23 protein-coding genes and 1 riboswitch are annotated in these 23,297 nt (G+C 45.2%); of the genes, 1 reads left to right on the plus strand and 22 read right to left on the minus strand.

The window, feature by feature from the left end:
* Positions 1-97 precede the first annotated feature (97 nt).
* The 22 genes from rpsR to selA all read right to left on the minus strand — a co-directional run bounded on the left by rpsR (position 98) and on the right by selA (position 22,411).
* Positions 98-328 carry a 30S ribosomal protein S18 gene (rpsR, locus tag SALPA_RS12370; RefSeq protein WP_145101928.1) on the minus strand — a complete coding sequence of 77 codons (231 nt, stop codon included), beginning with the start codon at positions 326-328 and terminating at the stop codon, positions 98-100.
* 21 nt (positions 329-349) lie between these two features.
* Complete coding sequence (locus SALPA_RS12375) at positions 350-745, minus strand: single-stranded DNA-binding protein (RefSeq protein ID WP_094606645.1); 396 nt, start codon at positions 743-745, stop codon at positions 350-352.
* 27 nt (positions 746-772) lie between these two features.
* Positions 773-1,057: a 30S ribosomal protein S6 gene (gene rpsF / locus SALPA_RS12380; RefSeq protein ID WP_145094289.1), complete on the minus strand. Its 285-nt coding sequence runs from the start codon at positions 1,055-1,057 to the stop codon at positions 773-775.
* A 144-nt stretch (positions 1,058-1,201) separates the two neighbouring features.
* Positions 1,202-2,428 carry an MFS transporter gene (locus SALPA_RS12385; RefSeq protein WP_145094292.1) on the minus strand — a complete coding sequence of 409 codons (1,227 nt, stop codon included), beginning with the start codon at positions 2,426-2,428 and terminating at the stop codon, positions 1,202-1,204.
* A gap of 111 nt (positions 2,429-2,539) precedes the next feature.
* Positions 2,540-3,646, minus strand: coding sequence for a redox-regulated ATPase YchF (ychF, locus tag SALPA_RS12390; protein WP_145094295.1), 1,107 nt, complete (start codon positions 3,644-3,646; stop codon positions 2,540-2,542).
* Between the two features lie 98 nt (positions 3,647-3,744).
* Positions 3,745-3,948 carry a DUF951 domain-containing protein gene (locus SALPA_RS12395; RefSeq protein ID WP_145094298.1) on the minus strand — a complete coding sequence of 68 codons (204 nt, stop codon included), beginning with the start codon at positions 3,946-3,948 and terminating at the stop codon, positions 3,745-3,747.
* A gap of 1 nt (position 3,949) precedes the next feature.
* The gene (locus SALPA_RS12400; protein WP_145094301.1) at positions 3,950-4,801 is read right to left on the minus strand and encodes a mechanosensitive ion channel family protein; all 852 of its coding nucleotides are present in this window, start codon (positions 4,799-4,801) and stop codon (positions 3,950-3,952) included.
* Positions 4,779-5,084, minus strand: coding sequence for a DUF3343 domain-containing protein (locus tag SALPA_RS12405; RefSeq protein WP_145094304.1), 306 nt, complete (start codon positions 5,082-5,084; stop codon positions 4,779-4,781). The genes SALPA_RS12400 and SALPA_RS12405 overlap by 23 nt, the downstream gene beginning before the upstream one ends.
* 12 nt (positions 5,085-5,096) lie before the next feature.
* Entirely contained in the window at positions 5,097-5,696 is a 600-nt protein-coding gene (yedF, locus tag SALPA_RS12410; RefSeq protein WP_145094307.1) for a sulfurtransferase-like selenium metabolism protein YedF, read from the minus strand.
* On the minus strand, positions 5,686-6,714 hold the full coding sequence (gene selD, locus SALPA_RS12415; protein WP_145094309.1) for a selenide, water dikinase SelD: 1,029 nt from the start codon (positions 6,712-6,714) through the stop codon (positions 5,686-5,688). The genes yedF and selD overlap by 11 nt, the downstream gene beginning before the upstream one ends.
* Positions 6,715-6,817: 103 nt before the next feature.
* On the minus strand, positions 6,818-7,744 hold the full coding sequence (locus SALPA_RS12420) for a cation diffusion facilitator family transporter (protein ID WP_145094313.1): 927 nt from the start codon (positions 7,742-7,744) through the stop codon (positions 6,818-6,820).
* A gap of 47 nt (positions 7,745-7,791) precedes the next feature.
* Positions 7,792-7,872: riboswitch (NiCo riboswitch) on the minus strand.
* 51 nt (positions 7,873-7,923) lie between these two features.
* Positions 7,924-8,568 (minus strand): CBS and ACT domain-containing protein, encoded by a 645-nt coding sequence (locus tag SALPA_RS12425; protein ID WP_145094316.1) that lies wholly within the window; start codon positions 8,566-8,568, stop codon positions 7,924-7,926.
* Positions 8,569-8,622: 54 nt separating this feature from the next.
* Positions 8,623-9,327, minus strand: coding sequence for an ABC transporter ATP-binding protein (locus tag SALPA_RS12430; RefSeq protein WP_145101930.1), 705 nt, complete (start codon positions 9,325-9,327; stop codon positions 8,623-8,625).
* Between the two features lie 9 nt (positions 9,328-9,336).
* Positions 9,337-10,101 (minus strand): ABC transporter ATP-binding protein, encoded by a 765-nt coding sequence (locus SALPA_RS12435; protein WP_094606635.1) that lies wholly within the window; start codon positions 10,099-10,101, stop codon positions 9,337-9,339.
* Positions 10,079-11,047 carry a branched-chain amino acid ABC transporter permease gene (locus SALPA_RS12440; protein ID WP_186451056.1) on the minus strand — a complete coding sequence of 323 codons (969 nt, stop codon included), beginning with the start codon at positions 11,045-11,047 and terminating at the stop codon, positions 10,079-10,081. Before SALPA_RS12440 ends, SALPA_RS12435 begins: the two co-directional genes overlap by 23 nt.
* A 10-nt stretch (positions 11,048-11,057) precedes the next feature.
* Positions 11,058-11,954: a branched-chain amino acid ABC transporter permease gene (locus SALPA_RS12445; protein ID WP_145094319.1), complete on the minus strand. Its 897-nt coding sequence runs from the start codon at positions 11,952-11,954 to the stop codon at positions 11,058-11,060.
* 111 nt (positions 11,955-12,065) lie between these two features.
* Entirely contained in the window at positions 12,066-13,244 is a 1,179-nt protein-coding gene (locus SALPA_RS12450; RefSeq protein WP_145094322.1) for an ABC transporter substrate-binding protein, read from the minus strand.
* Positions 13,245-13,585: 341 nt separating this feature from the next.
* Positions 13,586-15,895, minus strand: coding sequence for an FAD-dependent oxidoreductase (locus tag SALPA_RS12455; protein WP_145094325.1), 2,310 nt, complete (start codon positions 15,893-15,895; stop codon positions 13,586-13,588).
* A gap of 12 nt (positions 15,896-15,907) precedes the next feature.
* Complete coding sequence (locus SALPA_RS12460; RefSeq protein ID WP_145094328.1) at positions 15,908-17,545, minus strand: glutamate synthase-related protein; 1,638 nt, start codon at positions 17,543-17,545, stop codon at positions 15,908-15,910.
* On the minus strand, positions 17,533-18,639 hold the full coding sequence (locus SALPA_RS12465; RefSeq protein ID WP_145094329.1) for a glutamate synthase: 1,107 nt from the start codon (positions 18,637-18,639) through the stop codon (positions 17,533-17,535). The genes SALPA_RS12460 and SALPA_RS12465 overlap by 13 nt, the downstream gene beginning before the upstream one ends.
* A 487-nt stretch (positions 18,640-19,126) precedes the next feature.
* Entirely contained in the window at positions 19,127-21,007 is a 1,881-nt protein-coding gene (gene selB, locus SALPA_RS12470) for a selenocysteine-specific translation elongation factor (protein ID WP_145094332.1), read from the minus strand.
* Between the two features lie 24 nt (positions 21,008-21,031).
* Complete coding sequence (selA, locus tag SALPA_RS12475; RefSeq protein WP_255451183.1) at positions 21,032-22,411, minus strand: L-seryl-tRNA(Sec) selenium transferase; 1,380 nt, start codon at positions 22,409-22,411, stop codon at positions 21,032-21,034.
* 168 nt (positions 22,412-22,579) lie between these two features.
* Between selA and yyaC the strand changes: the two genes are divergently transcribed.
* Entirely contained in the window at positions 22,580-23,218 is a 639-nt protein-coding gene (gene yyaC, locus SALPA_RS12480) for a spore protease YyaC (RefSeq protein ID WP_145094335.1), read from the plus strand.
* Positions 23,219-23,297: the final 79 nt, after the last annotated feature.

Here is a 23,297-nt window from a genome sequence, read left to right on the forward strand (position 1 = left end):
AAATAAAAACAGTAGGACAAAAGTCTTATTTTGTACCCTACTGTAAAAAAAAAAGGGCAAAAATCCCTCATATAGGATTTTTGCCCTTTTCTATTTGTTATTCTGCAGTAAACGGCAGCAAGGCGATATTACGCGCCCGTTTTACAGCCAGTGTCAATTGACGTTGATGTTTAGCACAGTTGCCTGAAATGCGGCGCGGCAGAATTTTGCCCCGCTCGGTGGTATACCGGCGCAATTTAGGAACTTCTTTATAATCAATATCAGTTGCTTTATCAACACAGAAACTACAAACTTTTTTCTTCGGTTTGCGGCCTCTTTCGCGTTTCATAGCCATTTATTTACCCCCCTTTTAAAATGGGATTTCCTCATCAGGGAAGACATCTTTGCCGAATGAATTTACATCTATATTCCCGGCATCCCCACTGGGCGCCTGTTTGCGTTCCAGGAATTCGATGGACTGCGCTACGACTTCGGCGACGCGACGCTTCTGACCATCATTAGCTTCATAAGAACGAATCTGTAACCGGCCATCGACAAGTACCTTCTGGCCTTTTGTCAAGTTGTTACCACAAGTCTCGGCCAATTTTTCCCAGGCCACAATCGGAATAAAATCTGCGTTATTTTGTCCCTGGCCGCTACTGAAGCGGTTAACTGCCAGATTAAATGAAGCTACCGCTTTGCCGCTCTGAGTATATCTTACTTCAGGATCTTGTGCCAAGCGGCCGACAAGGATGACTTTATTCATATATCCTCACACCTCCTGGCTCAAGAATTAGTCTTCCAATTTAATAACCATGTGTTTCAGAACATCATCGGTAATTTTAAGCACACGCTCAAGTTCGAATACAGTTGCCGGCTCAGATGTAAAGTTAATTAGGGTGTAATACCCGTCTATGAAGTCTTTTACTTCATAGGCCAAACGTTTTTTACCCCAACGGTCAATCTTTTCCACGTTGCCGCCTGTGTTTTTAATAATGTTTTCAAACTTGGCGATAGTAGTATTAATTGCTTCTTCTTCACCAGGCTTAACAATAATCACGACTTCGTATTTTCTCACGAAATCACCTCCTCCTATGGACTATTGGCCCCCGACAGTGAGAGCAGGGAAGGTCTTGCATAACAAAACCAATGTCACATTATGTATGCGACTAAATTATTATATCATTAATTATCCGGTAAATGCAAGCAAAAACACTTGCATTCAATTAAGTTTTGATGCTTTTATAGTAACCTCAGTCAGATTAAGCGATTTCTGCCCTGGTTGAGGAATGGCAAAGGCAATAGCAATAGCAATGACAATGGAAAGAAGTGACCACAGCAGTGCCCCCTCAAGACCAATATAATCTCCTAAAGCACCGGTAATAGCTGCGCCCACACCGCCCAGACCAAAAGACAGACCTAACATCATTCCTGAGGCCATCGCGGCATTATCAGGAATGATTTCCTGTGCCCACACAACCGAGGTTGGAACAGTGCTCTGGATCAGTACACCACTGGCAGCTAATAATAAATAGCTTACTGGCGAAGGACTCATATTTACTAAAAATAAATACGTAACAGGCAAACTCAATACTAATGCACCAAGCACGGCATTCTTGCGCCCAACCTTATCTCCTACCCAGCCGCCAAGCAATGCACCGCCCGCTCCGCTCATCAGAAATATTGTCAGCATACTGGCAACCACCGCCGGCGGCTGTCCTGCCTTCGCAAGAGCCACTGGCAAAAAAGTAGGCAACGCAACTTGCATCCATGACCTAAGCGCATTAACGCAATTTAAAAGAATAAGCCCGCGTGATTTGTACCAGCACTCTCCTTGCTGGCCAACCTCAGTTTGACTATGTTTTGCTGCCGGACTAATATCTACTTTATGAAGACCGGCCAAATAGGACGCCCCAGTTACGATAAATCCTGGGATTATCAGCCATATCAAGCTGGCCGTACCGCCCGCATTCAAACAGTATAGAATAATAGCCGGAGCTAGGGCAAAGCCAGCATTACCGCCAAATATAAATACTGACATGGCAGTTCCCTTTGTCTCCTCTGTTACCACCTTCCCCATCAGACTGGCAGCCAACGGATGGAAAATAGAAGCCCCCAGACCTGCTAGGCCAACCAATAGGAATAACGCAAACTTGCTATTTGCTAGTCCTGCCAGGCAAATAAATACCGCGCTTACCGGTGTTGTAACAAGAATAAGCCAGGCATAACCATATTTGTCAATCAGATAGCCGCCTAGAGGCTGCAGCATACTGGATATAACTGAATAAGCCATAACCAGCATACCGCTCAAGGTCAGCGACATCTCTAGCTGTGTCATAACAAGCGGCAATAATGCCGGTAAAAAATTAGCATAAAAATCGCTAAAAAAGTGTCCGGCTCCTAATAACGATACATTAAATACAATGGAACTTCTAAACTTACTGCCCACTATGCTATCCTCCTATACATACTACACATTAATACCTTGCTATACTTTTTTTATGTGGAATATAGTAAAAGAAAAGAGCGGCTTTTTGAGCCCGCTCCGCTCTTTTCTATACTATACATTAAACCTGAAATAAGTGACATCGCCATCCTGCATAACATACTCCTTGCCCTCCAGGCGCACCAGGCCTTTTTCCTTGGCAGCAGCATGCGATCCGTTAACCATTAAGTCATCATAAGAGACAATCTCGGCCCGAATAAAGCCGCGTTCGATATCACTGTGGATTTTTCCAGCTGCTTGCGGCGCTTTGGTCCCACGCACAATCGTCCAGGCTCGTACCTCAGGCTCGCCGGCGGTAAAGAAGGTCATCAACCCCAGAAGTGTGAAGCTGGCACGAATAAGTTTATCCAGCCCTGATTCCTCCAGCCCCAGATCAGCTAAAAACTCTCTGGCTTCATCATCAGGCAGCTCGGCAATCTCAGACTCAACCTTGGCAGATACGACAATGACCTCAGCCCCCTCGCGGGCGGCATACTCGCGCACCTTAGCAACATGCGGATTGCTACCGGCATCGGCGGCTTCCTGCTCACTAACATTAGCCACAAATAAGGTGGGTTTTAATGTCAGCAGAAACAGTTCTCGTATCGCATCGGCCGTATCGTCATCGTTGACAACGCGTCGAGCGGGTTGTCCATCGCTAAGAGTCTGCTGTACCAGCTTTAAGATTTCTAATTCAGTCAGCGCTTTTTTGTCGCCGCCTTTTATCATTTTCTGCACCCGGTCGATGCGCTTTTCTACTGTTTCTAAGTCAGCTAGGCAAAGCTCTGTATTGATAATCTCGATATCTCTGATGGGATCAATGCTGCCAGCAACATGGGTAATATTATCATCGGTAAAGCAACGAACCACCTGCGCTACCGCATCCACTTGCCTGATGTGCGCTAAAAATTTATTGCCAAGGCCCTCGCCTTTAGCTGCGCCCTGCACCAAGCCTGCAATATCAACAAAACGCATAGCCGCAGGCATGGTCCGCTTAGGTTTATACATTTCTGTCAATTTCTCCAACCGCGCATCAGGAACATCGACAACTCCCACATTGGGTTCGATGGTACAAAACGGGTAATTAGCCGCCTCGGCCCCCGCTTTGGTAATAGCATTAAATAATGTGCTTTTGCCGACATTAGGCAGGCCGATGATACCTACTTCCAGATTAGTACTCATGTAATATTACTCCACCTTTAAAGCTGTTATTGTCTACAGCCCGATTGTTTAAGTTCTAAATATTAACTTATCTATTTTAAAATAATGCCGGCCAAAATTCAACCTTTTCCCTCCGAAATAACGGCCTTGACCCCTTTTTCAAACTTAGGTCGTGGAATCATAACCTGCCGACCACATTGCAAACATTTAAGCCCAAAATCAATACCTGTACGAGTTATCACCCAGCGGTCACCGCCACAAGGATGCGGCTTTTTCATTTTTACAACCTCGCCAACCTTATAGTTGTATTTTTGTTGATTCATATTAACCTCCTGCTTTGGATACTCTTATTTCAGGTAAACCCGCCTGATTAAACAGCTGCGGCGGTGGAATCTTTGCTTCGGTAAACTTTTCTCTTATTAATCGGCGCAACGCGGTTTCTACTTTGATCTGTTGCAACGGCACAGTTTTGGCAATTATACGAATGACGATCTCGCCTGGCTTGAGATCAACTACACCTAGTACACTGGGACCGTCAATTACCTCGGGTGCAGTCTGTCCGATAGTAACACAGACCGCATTTAAAAGACTAAACACTTGCTCCATGTCAGCCTCATAAGGAACAGGCACATTAACAATAGCCTGCATATGCCCCCTGGTATAATTACTTACCTTAGTAATCGAGCCGTTAGGAACAATATGAAGTATACCATTGGCATCCCGCAGTCTGGTAACCCTAAAGCCAATTTCCTCCACCGTACCGGCCATATCACTAATGACTATATAATCACCGACTCCATACTGATCTTCTAAAATGATAAAAAAACCAGTGACAAAATCCTTAATCAAACTCTGGGCGCCAACACCTAATGCCAAACCAATAATACCAGCCCCGGCAACAATGGAGGTAGTATCAATCTTGAATTCCTGCAGCAGCATCACAATCACAAAAAAATAGATAGTATACCGAATAACACTGTGTAAAAGCCCACTTAGAGTCCTGGCACGTTGCTCCTCCAGGTAAATTGTTTTACTTCCCGGCTTAGGAATGAAAAATTGCTCTATCAGTAGATTGGTAAAGCGCAACACAAGCGAGCCACCAATCGCAATGGCCGCCAAACGAATAATTTTTATAGTCATCCCCAGCCAAAAATCAGATGTCAGCAGCTGTTCCATGTGAACCTCCATACTCGGTAATCTTTTCGTAAAGATACGTCTGGCCTACCGCTATCCGGCGGAATAGTTTTGACCAACGCACCTTGCCTACCGCAAATAACTGCATAATGGCTGCTTGCTGAGATGTCTTAAATAGTAAACATTGCCCACAGCTAATATCAATTTCCCGCGGTGTTGGCAAGGCATAGAAGGCCATGCCGTTTTGTCCTAAAACCTTTTCTGCCTTTATGGACTGATGCACCGAATCAAAAGAAATCAGCCGCTCATACTCCGGATAAATAATAAGATCACCTGCTCATAAGGTCACAGTTTTGTTCTGAGTGATTGTCTCTATAATAGTGTACATGTTGGTTATCTCACCAACTGCCACTTTAGTCTTAAGCTGGTAATAATCAAGGCAGGTGCCACATGACAGAATGGTCACTCCCCGGCTGGCAAGGGTTGTCAGTTGATCCAGCACAGGTGAGCCTTGCACCGTGAGCTTGACCCCGGCATTAAGCAGCAAGATTGTCGCCGGCAGCGGCTTGACCTCTAATAAAGTTGTCATAAACGCCTTGATAAGTACAGCCCCCAGTTCAGGTGAACCATGTCCCAAGGTATCCTGGGTGATTAAGTAGACCTGATTGCCAGCGTCAGTAGTAGTGGCTTGGCTTTTATCAACCTCTAAAAGCTGGCCTGCTCCCTTAACAATGCTAATATAGTAGTGCCCGTCCTTGACTTCCACGGCGGCCCCCAGTCCATTGGCTGCAGCAAATTTGGTAACATTGGTCTTGGCTACCTCATTATCAACAATAATGGTAATCCGCCCGGAGCTAGTCTCCTCAATCGCCTTTTTCGTAGTAATAACCGGCCCAGGACAAGCCATGCCCCGGCAATCAACAATTCTATCTGACATAAATTTCTCCACTCCCCTTGCTAGTTACATATCCAATCCTACTGGCTGGTACTACTCCGGCTGAATGCAGCGCCAGCATCAGTTCGTCAGCCTCTGCTTCGGGTACTGCAAACAATAGCCCGCCTGATGTTTGCGGATCACTGCAAATATCTCTAATCGATTCCGGCACACTCTCTGCAAAAGTGACTGTTGTTAAATAACTCCTGTTAGCATATGCCCCGCCTGGCACTAATCCCATGGCCGCAGCCTCAGCGGCCTCCGGCAACAGTGGTAGTGCCCCGCTGTCAATAACGATCCTTACCTTACTGCCAGCCGCCATCTCATAGGCATGACCAATAAGACCAAAACCAGTAATATCTGTACATGAATGAATACTAAAACCTTCTGCCACCTTGGCAGCCACCGCATTGAGGGTTGCCATACTGGTTATAGCTGCAGCTACTCCGTGAAGAAATAGATCAGCCCGCGCGGCCGACGCTAAAATACCAGTTCCCAACGCTTTCGTTAGAATTAAGCAATCTCCAGGCTGAGCCCCCGCATTTGTCCAAACCTTATCCGGATGTACAATCCCGGTAACTGCCAATCCATATTTAGGCTCATTATCGTCAATGGTGTGACCGCCAATAATTACGGCTCCGGCCTCAGCTACTTTATCCTGTCCCCCTTGCAAAATTGCTAATAAAACTTCCCCCGGCAATTTACAGTTGGGAAATTCTACTAGATTTAGTGCCGTCAACGGCGTTGCCCCCATAGCATAAATATCACTCAGGCTGTTGGCGGCCGCTATTTGTCCAAACAGATAGGGATCGTCGACTATAGGTGTAAAAAAATCAACCGTCTGTACCAAAGCCGTTGTTGCGTTCAGTTTATATACTCCGGCATCATCCGATGTAGTAATGCCCACAAGCACATTAGAATTCTGCATCACTGGCAGCTTACTCAATACTCCGGCCAGGTCCCCTGGCCCCACCTTAGCCGCTCACCCACCACGCTGGGTATATTCTGTAAGTTTTACCACAAGTAATGCACCTCCTTTGCTACTATCTTTGCTATATATTATACCCTGAATAGCTTATACCCTGCTGAAAAAAAAATCTTTATGGTTTTCATATAGAGGCTATTTACTCAAACTTGCAGTTTTCGCTGCATTCTGACGGACAAGTGCTAAAACCATCAAGATAATCACACGGTTCCAGATGGATAACAACATCACACGGAGAAAATTGGCTCTTTATCTTTGCCTCAATCTCATCACACACAGCATGTGCGGTGGCAAGATTCATATCTTTTTGCAGCACCAGATGCATGTCAATCTGTCGATTGCTGCCTGACCGCCTGGTTCTCAGCTGATGAAAGGCCATAACTGCCGGATGAGTTTTAACAATGTCTCTGATTGCTGCTGCCTCTTCTTCTGGCAAACTAACATCAGTCAACTCATAAACGCTCTTCATGGTCATACTGAAGCCAGCCTTAAATACAACTAAAGCTACAACGATAGCAATAACCGGATCAAGCCAGTATAGCCCAGTCATTCTGATAATTCCAAGCCCGATAAACACGCCAGCACTTGTCCAGATATCGGCTCTCAGATGTAACGCGTCAGCCTCTAGGGCATGCGATCCGGTACTCTTAGCTACATCATAAAGTTTTCTGGATACCCAATAGTTTACAATCATCGATATTGCCATTATCAGCAATCCATACTCCAAATATTCCGGAATATGCGGCGAGTTTATCTTTTGTACTGATTCATATACAATCCAGAGTGCAGCCATTACAATGAGTACAGCTTCAAAGGCGGCTGACAGGTTTTCAATTTTACCATGACCATAGGCATGTTGACTATCTGGTGGCTGGCTGGACTTTTTTACAGCAACATAGGCTACCAAAGCAGCAATCAGGTCAACTGCCGAATGGGCAGCCTCAGAAATAATGCTGACAGCCCCAGTAAATATACCGACCAATAATTTAAGTACAACCAGCAGCGTATTAGACACTACCGATAGCCGCGCCGTTTGCTGCTTTAATTGACCGCTCTTCGCTTCCAAACTTCTTCCCTCCAATAAAACAAAGTAGGTTAAGCCAACGGGACCGCATAGGTCCCGCAGGCTTAACCTGCTGCTTAACTTGCCCGGCTACGTCGGCAATAGCCGACCGCCTGTTCCTATACTTATTATATTAGCACAGCAAAAGAAATGTGTAAAATTTTCACAGCTTTTCCATTCACTTAGCCAATATGAGCAGTATGGTGCACCGGATATCCCAGTGAGGCCAGCTTGTCGGTAAGTGTTTTTACATCTGTTATGTCGGCGCGAATAATTACTTCATACTTCCCATCTTCTGTCGGATAGCTGACAAAGCTGCCCATGCTGACACCTTGCTCTTTAAACACACCGGAAATATCATTAACAACGCCCAGCCGATCAGGCACAAGAATCGTAAGACGAGTTTTGCCCTGAGGCAACCCCATAGCGTCAACGAAAGCTTTAAATATATCGGTTTCCGTTAAAATACCAACAACCTGTTGATTGGCGTCAACAACAACTAACCCGCCAATTTTATTGTTATACATTACGAGCGCGGCTTCTTCCACTGCGGCGTCAACACTAATTGTCATTACCTTTTTTGTCATAATATCTTTAACCTGCATTTTGGACAAAAGGTAGTTTAGTTCAAATACTGACAAAGATGTTGCCGGCGAAGCAGATACTTCCCTCAGATCTCTGTCGGTAACAATACCAACCAGTTTACCATTATCTACCACCGGTAAGCGGCGAAATTTGTTGTTGCGCATAAGCTGTAAGGCATCAACAACAGTCATGGCTGAGGTAATGGTAGTAGGATTAGCTGTCATTCGTTTTGATACGATCATAGCATAACACTCCCCTACTTATGAAATTTGAGATAATCTATATTCCGCGGCAGATTAGCCGCCAAGATATGCTTTTCTAATTTCCTCACTTGCGGCCAACTCTTTGGCGTCGCCGGACAGTATAACCCGTCCAGTCTCAAGCACATAAGCCTTATTGGCAATGGATAACGCCATATGAGCGTTTTGCTCAACCAAAAGGATAGTTGTACCGTTCGCATTAATATCTTTAACAATAGAAAAAATCTCTTTCACTAACAGCGGTGCCAGGCCCATTGACGGCTCATCTAACAGTAGGATACGTGGACGGCTCATTAGCGCCCTCCCCATGGCCAGCATTTGCTGTTCACCACCGGAAAGCGTACCGGCAAGCTGACTACGACGTTCGGCTAACCGTGGAAAACGACCAAACACCAGATCCATATCAGCCTTGATTTCTTTAGTATCAGAACGTAGATAGGCACCAAGATCCAAGTTCTCCAGCACCGACATATGAGCAAACACCCGTCGGCCTTCAGGAACCTGGGAAATTCCCAATTTAACAATGTTCTGGGCTGCTGTGCCAGCAATATTTTGACCCTCAAACATAATGTGTCCTGTTTTGGGCTTCAAAAGCCCTGAGATGGTACGCAGTGTTGTGCTCTTGCCTGCACCATTGGCACCAATCAAGGTTACAATCTCTCCCTGATTTACCTCTACACTAATGCCCTTTAGAGCGTGAATAGCACCGTAATATACATTTATATCATCAACTTTTAACATTGCCATGAGCTAAACCTCCTCCCCGAGGTAGGCCTCGATAACCCGCGGATTATTTTTGATTTCCATCGGCGTACCTTGCGCAATTATGCTACCATAGTCAAGCACGTAAATCCGCTCACATACACCCATAACAAGACTCATATCATGCTCAATTAAGAGAATGGTTAGGTTAAACTCATTCTTAATCCAGCGAATCATTTCCATTAGCTGCTGCGTTTCCTGTGGATTCATCCCAGCAGCAGGCTCATCTAAGAGCAACAACTTGGGTTGAGCCGCCAAAGCCCGGGCAATCTCTAACCGTCGTTGCTCTCCATAGGGGAGATTTTTTGCAATTTCATCTTTTTTATCGGCCAGTTGGAATATTTCCAAAAACTTAATGGCCTTTTCTTCTATTTCAGCTTCTTCTTTATGGTACCGGCCAACGCGCAACATTGATTCCAGCAACCCATATTTAACATGAAAGTGATAGGCAATCTTAACATTATCAAGCACACTCAGATCAGCAAACAGACGAATGTTCTGGAATGTACGCGCTATACCCTTTTGGGTAATTTGATAAGGTTTAAGACCAACAATGCTTTTGCCATCAAACTCAATTTGCCCTTCTGTTGGTTCATATACGCCAGTTAACAGATTAAAAGCCGTTGTCTTACCCGCACCGTTAGGGCCGATTAGTCCAACCAACTCGCCAGGAGCAATTTCAACATCGAAATTAGAAACTGCCCTCAGGCCGCCAAAAACTATTGACAGCTTAGTTGCCTTGAGTAGAGCCATGTTTCTTACCTCCTGTCCAGCGGCTTAACATCTTCATGCTTAATTCTTTGTTACCAAACAAGCCCTGTGGCCGATACAACATTAAAATAATCAACATCAACGAATAAATAATCATCCGCCACTCCGGGTAGCTAGCCAGCGCTGCCGAAACAAAGGTCAGTAAAACTGCGGCAGTAATGCTCCCGCTTATGCTGCCAAGCCCCCCCAATACCACCATGGTCAAAATATCAAAAGACTTCATGAATGTAAAGGAGGCGGGATGGGCGATATAAAAGTAGTGAGAAAATAGAGAACCGGCTACACCGGCAAAGGCTGCTCCAATCGTGAATGCTAATACTTTGTATTTTGTCGTGTCAACCCCCATAGCTTCGGCGGCAATCTCATTTTCCCGGACGGAGATGCAGGCCCGGCCATGTGTCGAGTCAATGAAGTTCTTAATAACAAACACCGTAAACACCGTGAAGGCAAACATCCAGGTAAAATCAGTATAACGGGGGATTCCCATAAAGCCTGACGCACCACCGACATACTGAATGTTGAGAATAGTGATCCGAATAATCTCACCAAGACCCAAGGTTGCAATCGCAAGGTAATCACCATTTAACCGCAGTGTCGGCAAGCCAATCGCAAAGCCTAAAGCCCCGGCTCCAAGTGCTCCACCAGCAATAGCAATTATAAATGGCAATTGAAATTTAACTGTGAGCACCGCGCTAACATAGGCACCTATTGCCATAAATCCAGCATGGCCAATAGAAAATTGACCAGTAAAACCATTAATAAGGTTCAAACTTACTACTAATATAATATTAATCCCAATTAATACTATATTAAGTTGCCAAAAAGGACCAATGACATCAGTCAATATCAAACCCTGAATAGTGGCATACACTATTAAGCAGGCTACCAATGCCATTATGTCTGATTTAGTTTTTTGCAATAATTTCATGGCCTGTCACCTACACTTTCTCCCGGATATTTTTACCCAACAGGCCTGCCGGTTTCCACAATAAAATAATAATCAAAATGGCGAAGGCCGCCGCATCCCGGAAAGTCGAAGACCAAAAACCGCTGACTAAAGCTTCAATAATGCCCAGAATCGTGCCACCAAGCATGGCGCCCGGAAGACTGCCAATACCACCAAGTACTGCGGCAACAAAAGCCTTGAGACCTGGCATAATGCCCATCAGTGGGTCAATCGAATTATAATAAATTCCTACAAGTACACCTGCTGCGGCAGCCAATGCCGAGCCAATACCAAAAGTAAAGGAAATTACCTTATCCACGTCAATACCCATAAGCTGAGCGGCTTCGGTATCAAATGATACCGCACGCATGGCTTTGCCCATCTTGGTCTTATTTACGACATAGGTCAGAATGACCATTAGTAGCAGGGATACCACTAAAATAATAACTTGCTGACTATTTATCACCATACCGGCAATATTATATACCTCGGACTCAAAAAGCACGGGGAAGGTACGCGGTTGTGGTGATACCAGCAGCATTCCGCCGTATTCTAAAAAGAGTGATACACCAATTGCTGTAATTAATATGGCAATTTTAGGTGCATTTCGTAGTGGCCGATAGGCCACTCTTTCAATGACCATACCAATAACACCTGCTGCAGCCATCGAAAAAATCAGTGCGGGAATAAAAGAAAACTTAAACATTGTAGTGGCAAAAAAGCCTGCATACGCACCCACCATGTAGATATCACCGTGGGCAAAATTGATCAGCCTGATTATACCGTAAATCATCGTATAACCCAGCGCAATGAGCGCATAAATGCTGCCCAGAGAAATACCGTTAATTAACTGTTGTCCGATTTGTATCAGTAAACTTGAGGAATCCACTGCGCTCTCCACTCTCCATTTCTAAAATAGTATTATATGTTGAAGGGCCGGTTGGTCCGGATGGCCAGGGCAGAAACTGCCCCGGCCACAGAGGACGCACCATAGCCTTAGCTAGGGATTTACCTTTTCCCTAAAGGTTTGCTTGCCGTCTTTCATTTCAATAATTACAGCACTCTTAACCGGATCATGCGAAGCATTAAAACTAATTAAACCTGATACGGCTTGATAATCTTTGGTCTTAGCCAATTCGTCTTTAATTTTAACAGGGTCAGCGCTGTTCGCTCTTTTCATGGCATCAATAACCATCATAGTAGCATCATAGGATAATGCTGCAAAGGCATCTGGTGTCTGATTGTATTCTTGCTTATAGGCTTCAACAAAGTCCTTTACTGCTGCACTATTATCATCAGGTGAATAGTGGTTGCTGAAGAACGTATTATTTAAGGCTGTCGGGCTGCCGATTTCGGGTAATTTAGCTGAATCCCAGCCGTCGCCACCCAAAAACGGAACAGTTAGGCCAAGCTCGCGGGCTTGTTTTATGATCATACCCACTTCCTGATAATAGCCAGGTACAAATACCACGTCAGGATTTTGCGACTTAATTTTAGTCAAGGTAGCTTTGAAATCGGTATCTTTGGCCAAATAAGCTTCGTTAGCTACAATTATACCACCATTTTTTTCAAAGGTCTCTTTGAAAAATTGGCCTAAGCCTTTAGCATAGTCACTGGTGTTATCAATATATAATGCAGCCGTTTTAGCTTTAAGTGACTTTTGCGAGAAAGTAGCCATTACTGAGCCTTGGAATGGATCAATAAAGGCAGCCCGGAAATTAAAGTCACGAACCTTACCAGTGCTAGGATCAACGGTAACTTTGGGGTTAGAGGCTGTCGGGCTAATAGCCAGTACTTTGTTATCGGCATTCACCTGAGCCGCTGCAATAACACTTGAGGAGGCAATCGGTGCAATAACGGCTACTACTTTATCCTGAGTTACAAGCTTTTGCATGGCATTAGCTGCTTCTGCGGCCTCACTCTTATTATCAGCTACAACCAAGGTAAGTTGTTTGCCAAGAACACCGCCTTTGGCATTAATTTGTTTAATTGCCAGTTTTGCACCATTAGTCGCTGATTGGCCGAAGGTAGCATTATTACCAGTCATTTCCAAATTGGCTCCCAGTTTAATTACATCTGCCTGTTGGCCACCACTGCCACCGCAGCCTGCTACTAAACCTGCCACCATAAGGCTACTAACCACAACACTGAATAGCTTGGTGAATCTTGTCTTTAACATGGTTTTTCCCCTCCCAAATACATAACTCTACATAAAAATAACGCCGATTTAGTATGTACATTATCGCCCCCCATAATGTAGAGGACTTGCCTGACAGTACGCCACCAATCCTCCCGCCGTTAGTACTCCATGTCCACTAACAACACATAGGTGTATGCCATACAGTGTAATTATAGGGGGCTTGTCCATTGCTGTCAATACTTCCAGCATAGTACATCATTTTAAATGTCCACACCATACAGACATTTGCTATATTGTTCCATGTAAAAAGGGGTAAGGTTATAACCTTACCCCTTTGCTGGTAGTGTACCGTACTCAAAAGCTACTATTTCATTGTTTCGCTATCTGTAAAAAAGGGTAGGCTCGGCATTAGTTTCCATATTCCAGACACCGCAAGGACAGATACCGGCACAAATGCCGCAACCGATACATTTATCAGGATCTGAAGTATACTCGACACCATTCTCACCCAAAGTACGAGTAATAGCATTCTCCGGACAGGATTTGAGACACATATGGCAATCACGACATGTACCACAACTGATACAGCGGCTATAGTCGCTATTTGCCTCCGGGACATCGCAGCTATGGCATTTTTTAAAGTAGGCTGTGCTTATCCTGCTTGCCGGAATTTTTGCTTTCTCTACCGGAGTAAAATCGCTCTGGTTTAAATAAGCATTAGCAGCAAGCGCGGCCTGACGTCCAGCACCAATAGCATCAACCAACCTGCCTGGACGGATAGTGTCACCAGCAGTAAAGATACCAGTAGCAACACTATTGTCACTGGCTGGTTTTAAGCAACCACGTTCAAGCGCAATCCCTTCAGGTATAAAACTGAGGTCAGGCGTTTCACCAATGGCAATTATTACCGTGTCGCCTTTAATCAACTGCCCCTCTTGGGTAATAATGCCCTGTTCTGTGACCTCTTTAGTAAATACCGGCCAAAGGATTTCGGCCCCCAATGCCTTAACATGGGCAATCTCTTGTTCAAAAGCTGCCGGACGCTGAACATCAATGCAGGTAACCTGCTCTGCCCCAAGGCCATAAGCACCTACTGCTACATCCATTCCTGAATTGCCGCAGCCGATAACAATAACTCGTTTACCGATAGCCGGCTTTTGGCCTTGATTGATAGCCTTGAGAAAATCAAGACCTTCAACAATTCGCTCATGTCCCGGCCAGGGGATGACTTTGGTAACATGAGCACCGGTAGCAATTACAACTGCATCATGACTGTCTTTTATTGTGGCAAATTTTGCTTTATCAACGCTAACTCCTGTTTTGAAAGCAACACCCATCTCAGCGATCCGGGAAATTTCCCGGCTTAGCGTTTGTTGCGGCAGACGGGAACGGGGGATAACCTGTTCCATTTTACCGCCCATTTTTTCATCAGCTTCAAACACGGTTACCTCATGTCCCAGACGAGCTAACTGCCAAGCAGCGGTTAAGCCGGCAGCACCACCGCCGATAATAGCCACATGCTTGCCGGTTTTGGCTCCGGCTTTAGGCAGCTCAGCTTGACCGGAATATTGACCCAATTTACCAATTTGAGCTGAAATATCCACTGTTTTACGAGTGCAATCATCCATACACAGGTTGGGACAAACCGCGCCGCACACCGAGCCTGGAAAAGGTGTGTATTCAAGCACCAGCCTGTAGGCTTCATCAATCTTACCATCTCTCAGCAGGTTAAAGCGCTGCTGTGACGGGATAGAGGCAGTACAATTGAATTCGCAAGGTGCACTGTATTTTCCGTTTTCCCATACAGGTACACGCCGACGGTATTTGCCAGTGGTAATAGCACCAATTACTGCAAAGTCATCCTCACATACATCACCAAAAATACTGCCAGGCACCCACTTCTCCGTACGGAAGTCACGTATATTAGTATTAGCTTTTTTGGGCCGTTCTTCATAGGAAAGCGGTACTACCTTCTGCCACTGACTCCAATCAGTCAATTCATTCCGTAGCTCTGAGCGACCAACAGCGCCCAGAAAGTCCTCCATTTTGCCATCAAGATACGCAATATCCTCCGCATCCAGCGTTAGTATCTTGGTATCCTTAGCCGATATACCGCCGGCAGCACCCCGGAAATAGACAATGCCACCAACCATACCGGTACAAGCACGATCACCTAATACGGATTCAAATTGCTCACTATCATAGCCGCATACTACTGCAGTACCGCCACCCATAAATTCAAAGGCAAAACTGCCGACATTTTTTAATACCCAGAATTCTGGCGCTTCATAGTATGGGTCATGTTTCATCAGTGATCCGGAACGGGTTCCTGCCCGACCACCTACATAGATCGTGCCTGCAGCCGCACAATGAGCAGTTGTATCACCGCCATCACCTTTTATTACAATGCGGCCACCGGCATTAAGCCAGCCAACATCAGCGGAAACCGAACCTTCAACAATAATTTCTGTTCCGGGCAAGCACATGGAACCCACACGCTGACCGGCATTTTTTATATAAAATTTTAAAGGCTTTCCTTCCGGATGCCAAAGCGGACCACCAATATCATGCTGACCTGCTGCTTCAATGTGAAACTCGGTTTCTCCTTGTGCCAACGCCGCATTGATACGCTCTAAGAGGTCCTGCGTTGACATCCGATTATTACCGTCGATAGTATTTATTTTAAACATGCGCAGTTCCCCCTAGCATACATATTGAATGCCTAATTTATCGGCAATGGCTTTATCTGTAGTTACCAACGCGTCAGAACGGCCAACCGGTAATGAGCTGTTACCAACCGGTGCCATCAGTTTTTTGAGTTCGCTGTTCAAGGCTAACATATATTCGACAATATTCTGGGCCGCTTTATCAATATCAAGGCGCTTAACCAGCCGCGGGTTTTGCGTACAAATTCCCGCCGGGCAGTTGCCGGTATTGCAGGCGTTACAGCGTCCATGCTCATTACCGACACAGCCGCATAATTGAATTAGTAGTTTACCTAAAAATACGCCGTTAGCACCCAAACAAATGAGTTTGAAGGCATCGGCAGCTGCATTGCCGGTTAAACCGACACCACCACCGGCCCATAGAGGAATCTGACCCTGTCGTCCCTGTTTAACAGCGGCCAGGTAACACTCCCGAATTTTTGCTACAATCGGGTGACCGGTATGATCCAGTGATACTTCATTAGCTGCGCCGGTACCGCCTTGAATACCATCAATAAAGAATCCGCCACAGATTTTGTATGGATCACGTATTAGGTTATTGTATACTGAAACCGAAGTTGCCGAAGCCGCACATTTAATGGCAACAGGCACCCGGAATTTGAAAGCTGCGTTCATAGACATAAACATCTTTTGTACCGACTCTTCAATAGAGTACAAACCCTGATGATTAGGCGGTGATAAAAGGTCGGCCTTAGGTACACCCCGGATGGCCTGAACGGGTTTAGAAACTTTTGCCGCTGGCAGGAGACCACCATCGCCGGGTTTAGCTCCCTGCCCGATTTTAATCAAAATACCGGCCGGATCCACTTTCATGTGAGGCATGGCCTGAATGATCCGGTTCCAGCCAAAGTGCCCTGAGGCAATCTGCAGAATCATATATTTTAGATGTTCTGACTGCATTAGCTTAATCGGCATACCACCTTCGCCAGAACACATTCTCACAGGCATATTATGTTTTTCATTCAGGTAAGCTGTCGCCAAAGCAACCGCTTCCCAAGCCCTGGTTGATAACGCCCCGATGGACATATCACTAAAGATTACCGGATAGATCCAGTTTACCGGCGGTGTTTTCCCTGACAGCTTAAGTTCCTGCCCATCAGAGGTAAGCGGCAGCTCATTCGGCAGAAGTACCCGCCCAAAGGGTGCTAAGATATCAAAGGTATGCCGTTCTGAATCTAACGCAGGGTCAGTCATCTGCGAAATACGCCCAACAACAATTTTATCCAATGTCCGTTCGCTACCAAAAATACTATTACGGCCACCACGCTTAACTGGTGCACCACCACTGCGATTCAGACAATTGATCCGAGAGTCAAGGTTGCGGGCAGGCTTAATGGCATTATTGGGACAGACCTTCTCACACATACCGCAGCCAACACAGGCGTTAGCTACTACTGCTCTCTGTCTAATAACAGGCACTGCCATGTGACGTTGACTGGGTTCAGGCTGGTGTCCTGTGGAAACAGTAACTGACCGGCGTTCCATGGCCGCTTCAATAGCATTAAAGCTGCAAGCAGCAACACAACTGCCGCACATGGTACAGCGCTCGTGCGTATATTGTATTTTCCACGGCAAATCATTAACGCTAACATCTTGTATGTTTATTGCTTCCATCGTTCTACCTCCAGCTCTGGAGTAATAACCACAACTTCACGTTCATTTGGATAAATATCAAGTTCCTGATTGCGATTGGGTAATATCTGATTAAGACCGCAAACCTCAGACGAGATGGCAATGGTAGTACCATCTCCACCTACAACCACTGGTCGCAACTTTTTGGAATCACAGCAGGTCATCATGCGACCATTTGGCAGCATTGCAATAATAGTGTTTGGCCCGTTTATCTCTAAATGCCCCATTGATTGACGAATAGCTATCAATTCGCGCTGGTCGGCGCGTTGAACAATCTCATCAAACGGCAATGGAGTAATAACATGCTTGTAATATTTTATCGGCCACTTGAGCACATTAAGAACATAGTGTAACGTATAAAGAAAGTTTTGGGAATCAGATTCAAAGCCAATATAACCGCGATGCAGCGATTTTTGATATTCTTTGTTTTTGGTATAAAAAGTGTTTTCCCCATTAGCACATAGCGTATAGCCTTGCAAGAAGAAGGGATGGGCGGCATAGCGTACAATATCATAGTTAGTATTTTGCCGACACTGGACAACGACGTTTTTGGCCATCAAATCTCCATTATTATCCCAAAGCTTAAAATAGACGGCAATATCGCGAGGATCGCCAATCTCTTTCAAAGTTAATATATCCGGCCAAAATGAATATACATAACCTTGGTCTTCGGCCTCTAATAGCGTCCTGAGCGCTAAACGGGTATCTAATAATAGTTCCTCTTTGGCCTCCTGCGTAGCTGTACGATAATACTCCGGATAATCGTAGGCCCGGAAAATATAATAGGGCATGGCCTTAATATCAAGGCCCGGTTGGCGAACCCCCCGCGGAATCCACTCGTGAACAGGGACAAAGTTATTTGTTTCCATAAAATGCTCTACCATGGTTGCACCTTTTTGTGTGCAGGCTAATGACAATAACGGCTTATCCTTGCAATTGGCAAAAACCCCATCCAAATCTTGCATAACCATGGCAAATCCTGAGTTGTCATGTCCCTCTTGCTGGGGCAACATTAAATGCAACGCCAGTGACGGATGAAATGCTATTTTGCTCTTTATAGCTCCGATTCTACACATCCTACTCTCCCATCCTCTCCAATAATTGCTCAGAACTACTTTCTAAGTAAAGAAAACACGGCTTGCTTCGAACCCTAGGCGAATACACAAGCCGCTGTTTCCCTTATCCTGTTTTTTATAAAGTTACGCTTTTTGTTGAGATAAGATAAGACTTGGCTTGTACCAAGTCCTTTCCTTTAGGACGCTGGCAGAAGCCTTAATCGTTCTATCCAGGGAAAGTTAACCTTTCCAGCTGGATAAAAAAAGACCTGGCGAAGAACCCCTACCATTGGGACCTTCCGCCGGGTCTTTTATTCCCACGGTGTAGTGCTGTGCCACGCTGCACTTGTGTCGCTTGGTCCAGCCGCATTGCTGCGCGGAACCCTAGACACGCTCCCTCAAAAGAACATTTATACTTTATAAAAACACACTAATGTACACATGCTGCTTTTGAGTCTAATTATAAAAACTTATTAACACATTGTCAATATGCATATTTAAAGTAAGTTTATTCTGACAAATTCAGCATTCTGCTGCTTGGGCGGCGCAAATCGCCTTCCCTGTATGTATATTTATGCATATCCATATATTCCATTATCGGTAAGGCCATTTTGCGTGAAGTATTCAATAAATCTCGCAACTCTGCCACTGTTAATGTCTGTTTTCCTTGGAAGTGCTTATGAATAACTTGAACAATGTATTGCATTGTTTTGCTGTATACAAAATTATCACCGACCTTAATTAACGCACCAGCCCGGACTAGTAAATCATGAGTTGACCTGGCCTTGTCAGGTGTCAATGTCATTTTTTGCGCTAATAACACCATATCTATACTTGTTAAACCAATATCACTAAGAGCATTCTCGGCCCTATCCAATAGTTCTTGTCTCCAATCCCCATGTTGAGCTGCATGAACTTTTAGTGCAAGATCACCGCCATTACTGACAAGAACCCCTTTTTCCAACCATTGCGCCAGGAAAATTTCAAAACTTTTTTCATTGATACCTAATTTTTGTCGTACGATGTCTTTTGCCAGGCCGCTCCTGTCAGGTTGTGCTTTATGAAAGCTGCCAATAATTGTTGTCGCCATAGTAGTCAGCCAATCAAGCATCTCAGCGGCAATATAGGTTTTATCCAGACAATACAATCGCTTAGCTGCTATCAATTTGTCAACAGCCTGATCTACTGCTTTATCTGGCAAATAACCACTCTGCCGCCTAATATCTTCTCTAGTTAATACCTGTCGGCTTTCTGCCAGGCGATAATACAGTGCATTTAACTCATCAGCCTGGCCCTTAGCCTCAGCAAGTGCCGCCCGCACGGCAGTCAGGCGTCTGCTATTGCGCCCTGGAGCCACTAAAGTCACGCCGCCAAGTAAATGCTGCGGCGAATACAGTCTGATTATTCCTCTGTCTCCAGCCCCAGCTGCCAGCGGCTGTTCCAGTATAAGCCGCATATTATGATAATCTGTATCCTTAAATGAATAGATACGACCTAAAAATTCACCAGTTCCTAAATGCAGGCGAACACGCAGGCCGCTCTCTACCGGTTGCTGCCATTCAGCTACGATATCCCATATCGTACTTACTTCGCCCCGTTCAACTGCACTAATCGCCATACCACGCGCTACTTGTTCTATCTCAACCCCGGCTAAATTAATGGCCGCCCGCTGTCCTGCTGAAATTTTTTCCACTTTCTCACCATGCCACTCTAAGCCACGCACCCTAACAATAGCATCTGCCGGATATAGCCGGAAACTGTCGCCAACTTTGGCTCGGCCGCTTAGTACTGAACCGGTGACGACTACCCCATAGCCTTTAATGGAAAATACCCGGTCAATCCAGAGTCTAAACGGCGCATTACTATCCCTGACCGGTACCTTGTCAGCCAGGGATAGTAATGTAGTTTTTAGCTCAGCAATTCCTGCCCCTGTCACAGCTGATACCTTACAACAAGGCGCATCATTTAAAAAGGTATCGTCTACATAGTCGCGTATTTCACGCTCTATTAGTTCCAGCCATTCTTCATCCACTTTGTCAATTTTATTTATTACGATCAAACCATTCTTGATTCCGTATAGCTGGAGCATAGCTAAATGCTCTTTGGTCTGCGGCATAATTCCTTCATCAGCAGCAACCACCAGCATAGCCAAATCAATGCCGCCGGTTCCGGCCAGCATGTTTTTTAAAAATCGTTCATGACCAGGTACGTCAACAACCCCGGCAATAATCTTATCTCCCAAAGGCAGCGAAGCAAACCCCAAATCAATAGATATTCCCCGTAATTTTTCCTCCTTTAGACGGTCAGTGTCAACACCAGTCAAAGCTTTAATGATGGCCGACTTGCCATGATCAACATGTCCGGCTGTACCAATAATAACATGTTTCATTAGAATATCCTCCGTATGGTTCATTTAGAAACTAGTACTAAGAGCTGAAGCAATGACCGCTAAATCCTGCTCAAGCAAGCAGCGTACATCAAAGATCACCTTGTCCTCCTGGATGCGGGCCACGATAGGTATCTCTTGTTGCCTTAGATAGTTTTCCATATGAGCAGCACTCATATCTTGTCGACAGACAGTCACTCCATAGCCAGTTAATACTGCCGCAGGCAGTGCTCCGCCGCCAGCTGGCGAGTTGAGCGTTATTACCTCGGCTGTAATCCCGGTATTTTGTTCCAGAATTAATTCTTTAAGATAGTTGGCACGTTCCTTTAGTATGGCATTGTCGCTATGTAACATAGCCAGTACCGGTATATCCTGGACGGGATTACCCACGATATATTCCATAAGGGTTCCTTCCAACGCAGCCAGTGACAGTTTATCAATACGAATAGCCCGCAGCAATGGGTGTTTTTTCAGTGGGCCAATATACTGCCTTTTCCCAGCAATTATACCAGCCTGACCAGCTCCTAACAGCTTATCGCCGCTAAAGGTAACTAAGTCAAAACCCAGCTGCAACCGCTGGGCTGCAGTCGGTTCACGTTGCCCACCTGTAGTTAATGGTACTATTGTTCCACTACCTAGATCTTCAATCACCGGCAAACTATGTTTATGTGCCAATGCGGCCAGTTCCACTCCGCTGGGCTGTGAAGCAAAACCAATAATGCAATAGTTACTGGTATGCACTTTTAAAATAGCTGCCGTATTAGGTCCAATAGCCTGTTCATAATCAGATAGATGTGTTTTGTTAGTTGACCCTACCTCCACAAGCGTAGCACCACTTTGCCTAAGTACATCAGGAATACGGAAAGAACCCCCAATTTCCACAAGTTCCCCGCGACTGACAATAACCTCCTGGCCGCTAGTCAAAGCCGATAAAACTAACAGCACGGCGGCGGCGTTATTATTTACTACCAGCGCCTCTTCTGCCCCCGTCAATCGGCAAAGCTGTTCCTCCACATGGGTATACCGGCTTCCTCTTTCCCCTAATGCCACATTATATTCGAGAGTGCTGTACCCTTCCATAATTCCAGTCACACATTTTCTGGCCCGCTGACTTAATGGCGCCCGTCCCAAATTAGTGTGTAACACTACGCCTGTAGCGTTAATTACTCGCCGCAAACTGGGTTGATTATGTTTTTTCAATAAAACTTTGGCCTGACTTATGAGCGCTGCTTGACTAGCAGCACTATCATCACCTTTTCGCAGTGCATCCCGCGCACTAGTAACAGCCTGCCGCAGACAATTGATTACCAGTTCACGGGGATATTGCTTTATCTCTAGGTCAGTTGTGACAGCTGACAAAAGACTGTCTATGGCCGGCAGTGACCTTAGTTTGTCATTAATTTCCATATACTAGCAACCCTCCCTCTTTTTTGTTTGACACACTAGCACTTAAGTAAATTAAATATTTCACTTTATTATTCCTGTTAGTTGCTAAAAAATCCTGTTGTCATGTATAGACTGGTTCGTTTTTACACATAATGGTAACACAAATCATGTAACAGGAGCTTACCTACTATGTTAAATAACATTTTTAACTTTCCCGGAATTAATAAACTATCGCCGCTAAAATATCAACCTGTCCCTGAACCGGCACGAGAACTGAAATTTAATGTTAGTCATCCCAATGTCATTTATGACTTAGCCGTCTCTATCCGCAATATAGTTCAAACAGCGACAACCGATGGGTATGAGCTTGTTGTCTTATGCATTGGCACTGACCGGTCTACCGGCGATGCCCTCGGACCACTAACAGGTACTAAATTGAAAATGCTTAACCTATTCCCCCATATTTATGGTACCCTTGACGAACCTGTTCATGCCACCAATCTTGAAAGCAGGCTAGCCTCAATTAACACGTCATTTTCCCATCCCTTTGTCATTGCCGTTGATGCCTGTCTTGGGAAATTAGAAAATGTTGGTTGCGTGACTTTGGGGCATGGGGCGGTTAAACCCGGTGCAGCTGTTAATAAGGACCTACCTGCTGTTGGTAATGCCTATATCACCGGCATTGTCAATGTCGGCGGATTTGTCAATGTCGGCGGATTTATGGAACATATGGTATTGCAGAGTACGCGCCTAAACTTGGTCATGAAGATGGCAGACACCATTGCGCATAGTATCTCCTTTGGTTTAGGCCGTAATCACAATTCTTGACAATAGTAATTGCAAGCTCTTATATAATAGAAACCAGGATACCAATCATAGTATCCTGGTTTTTTACACTAACTCACTT

The organism is Sporomusa sp. KB1 (genome assembly GCF_007830295.1).
Classification (GTDB): Bacteria; Bacillota; Negativicutes; order Sporomusales; family Sporomusaceae; genus Sporomusa.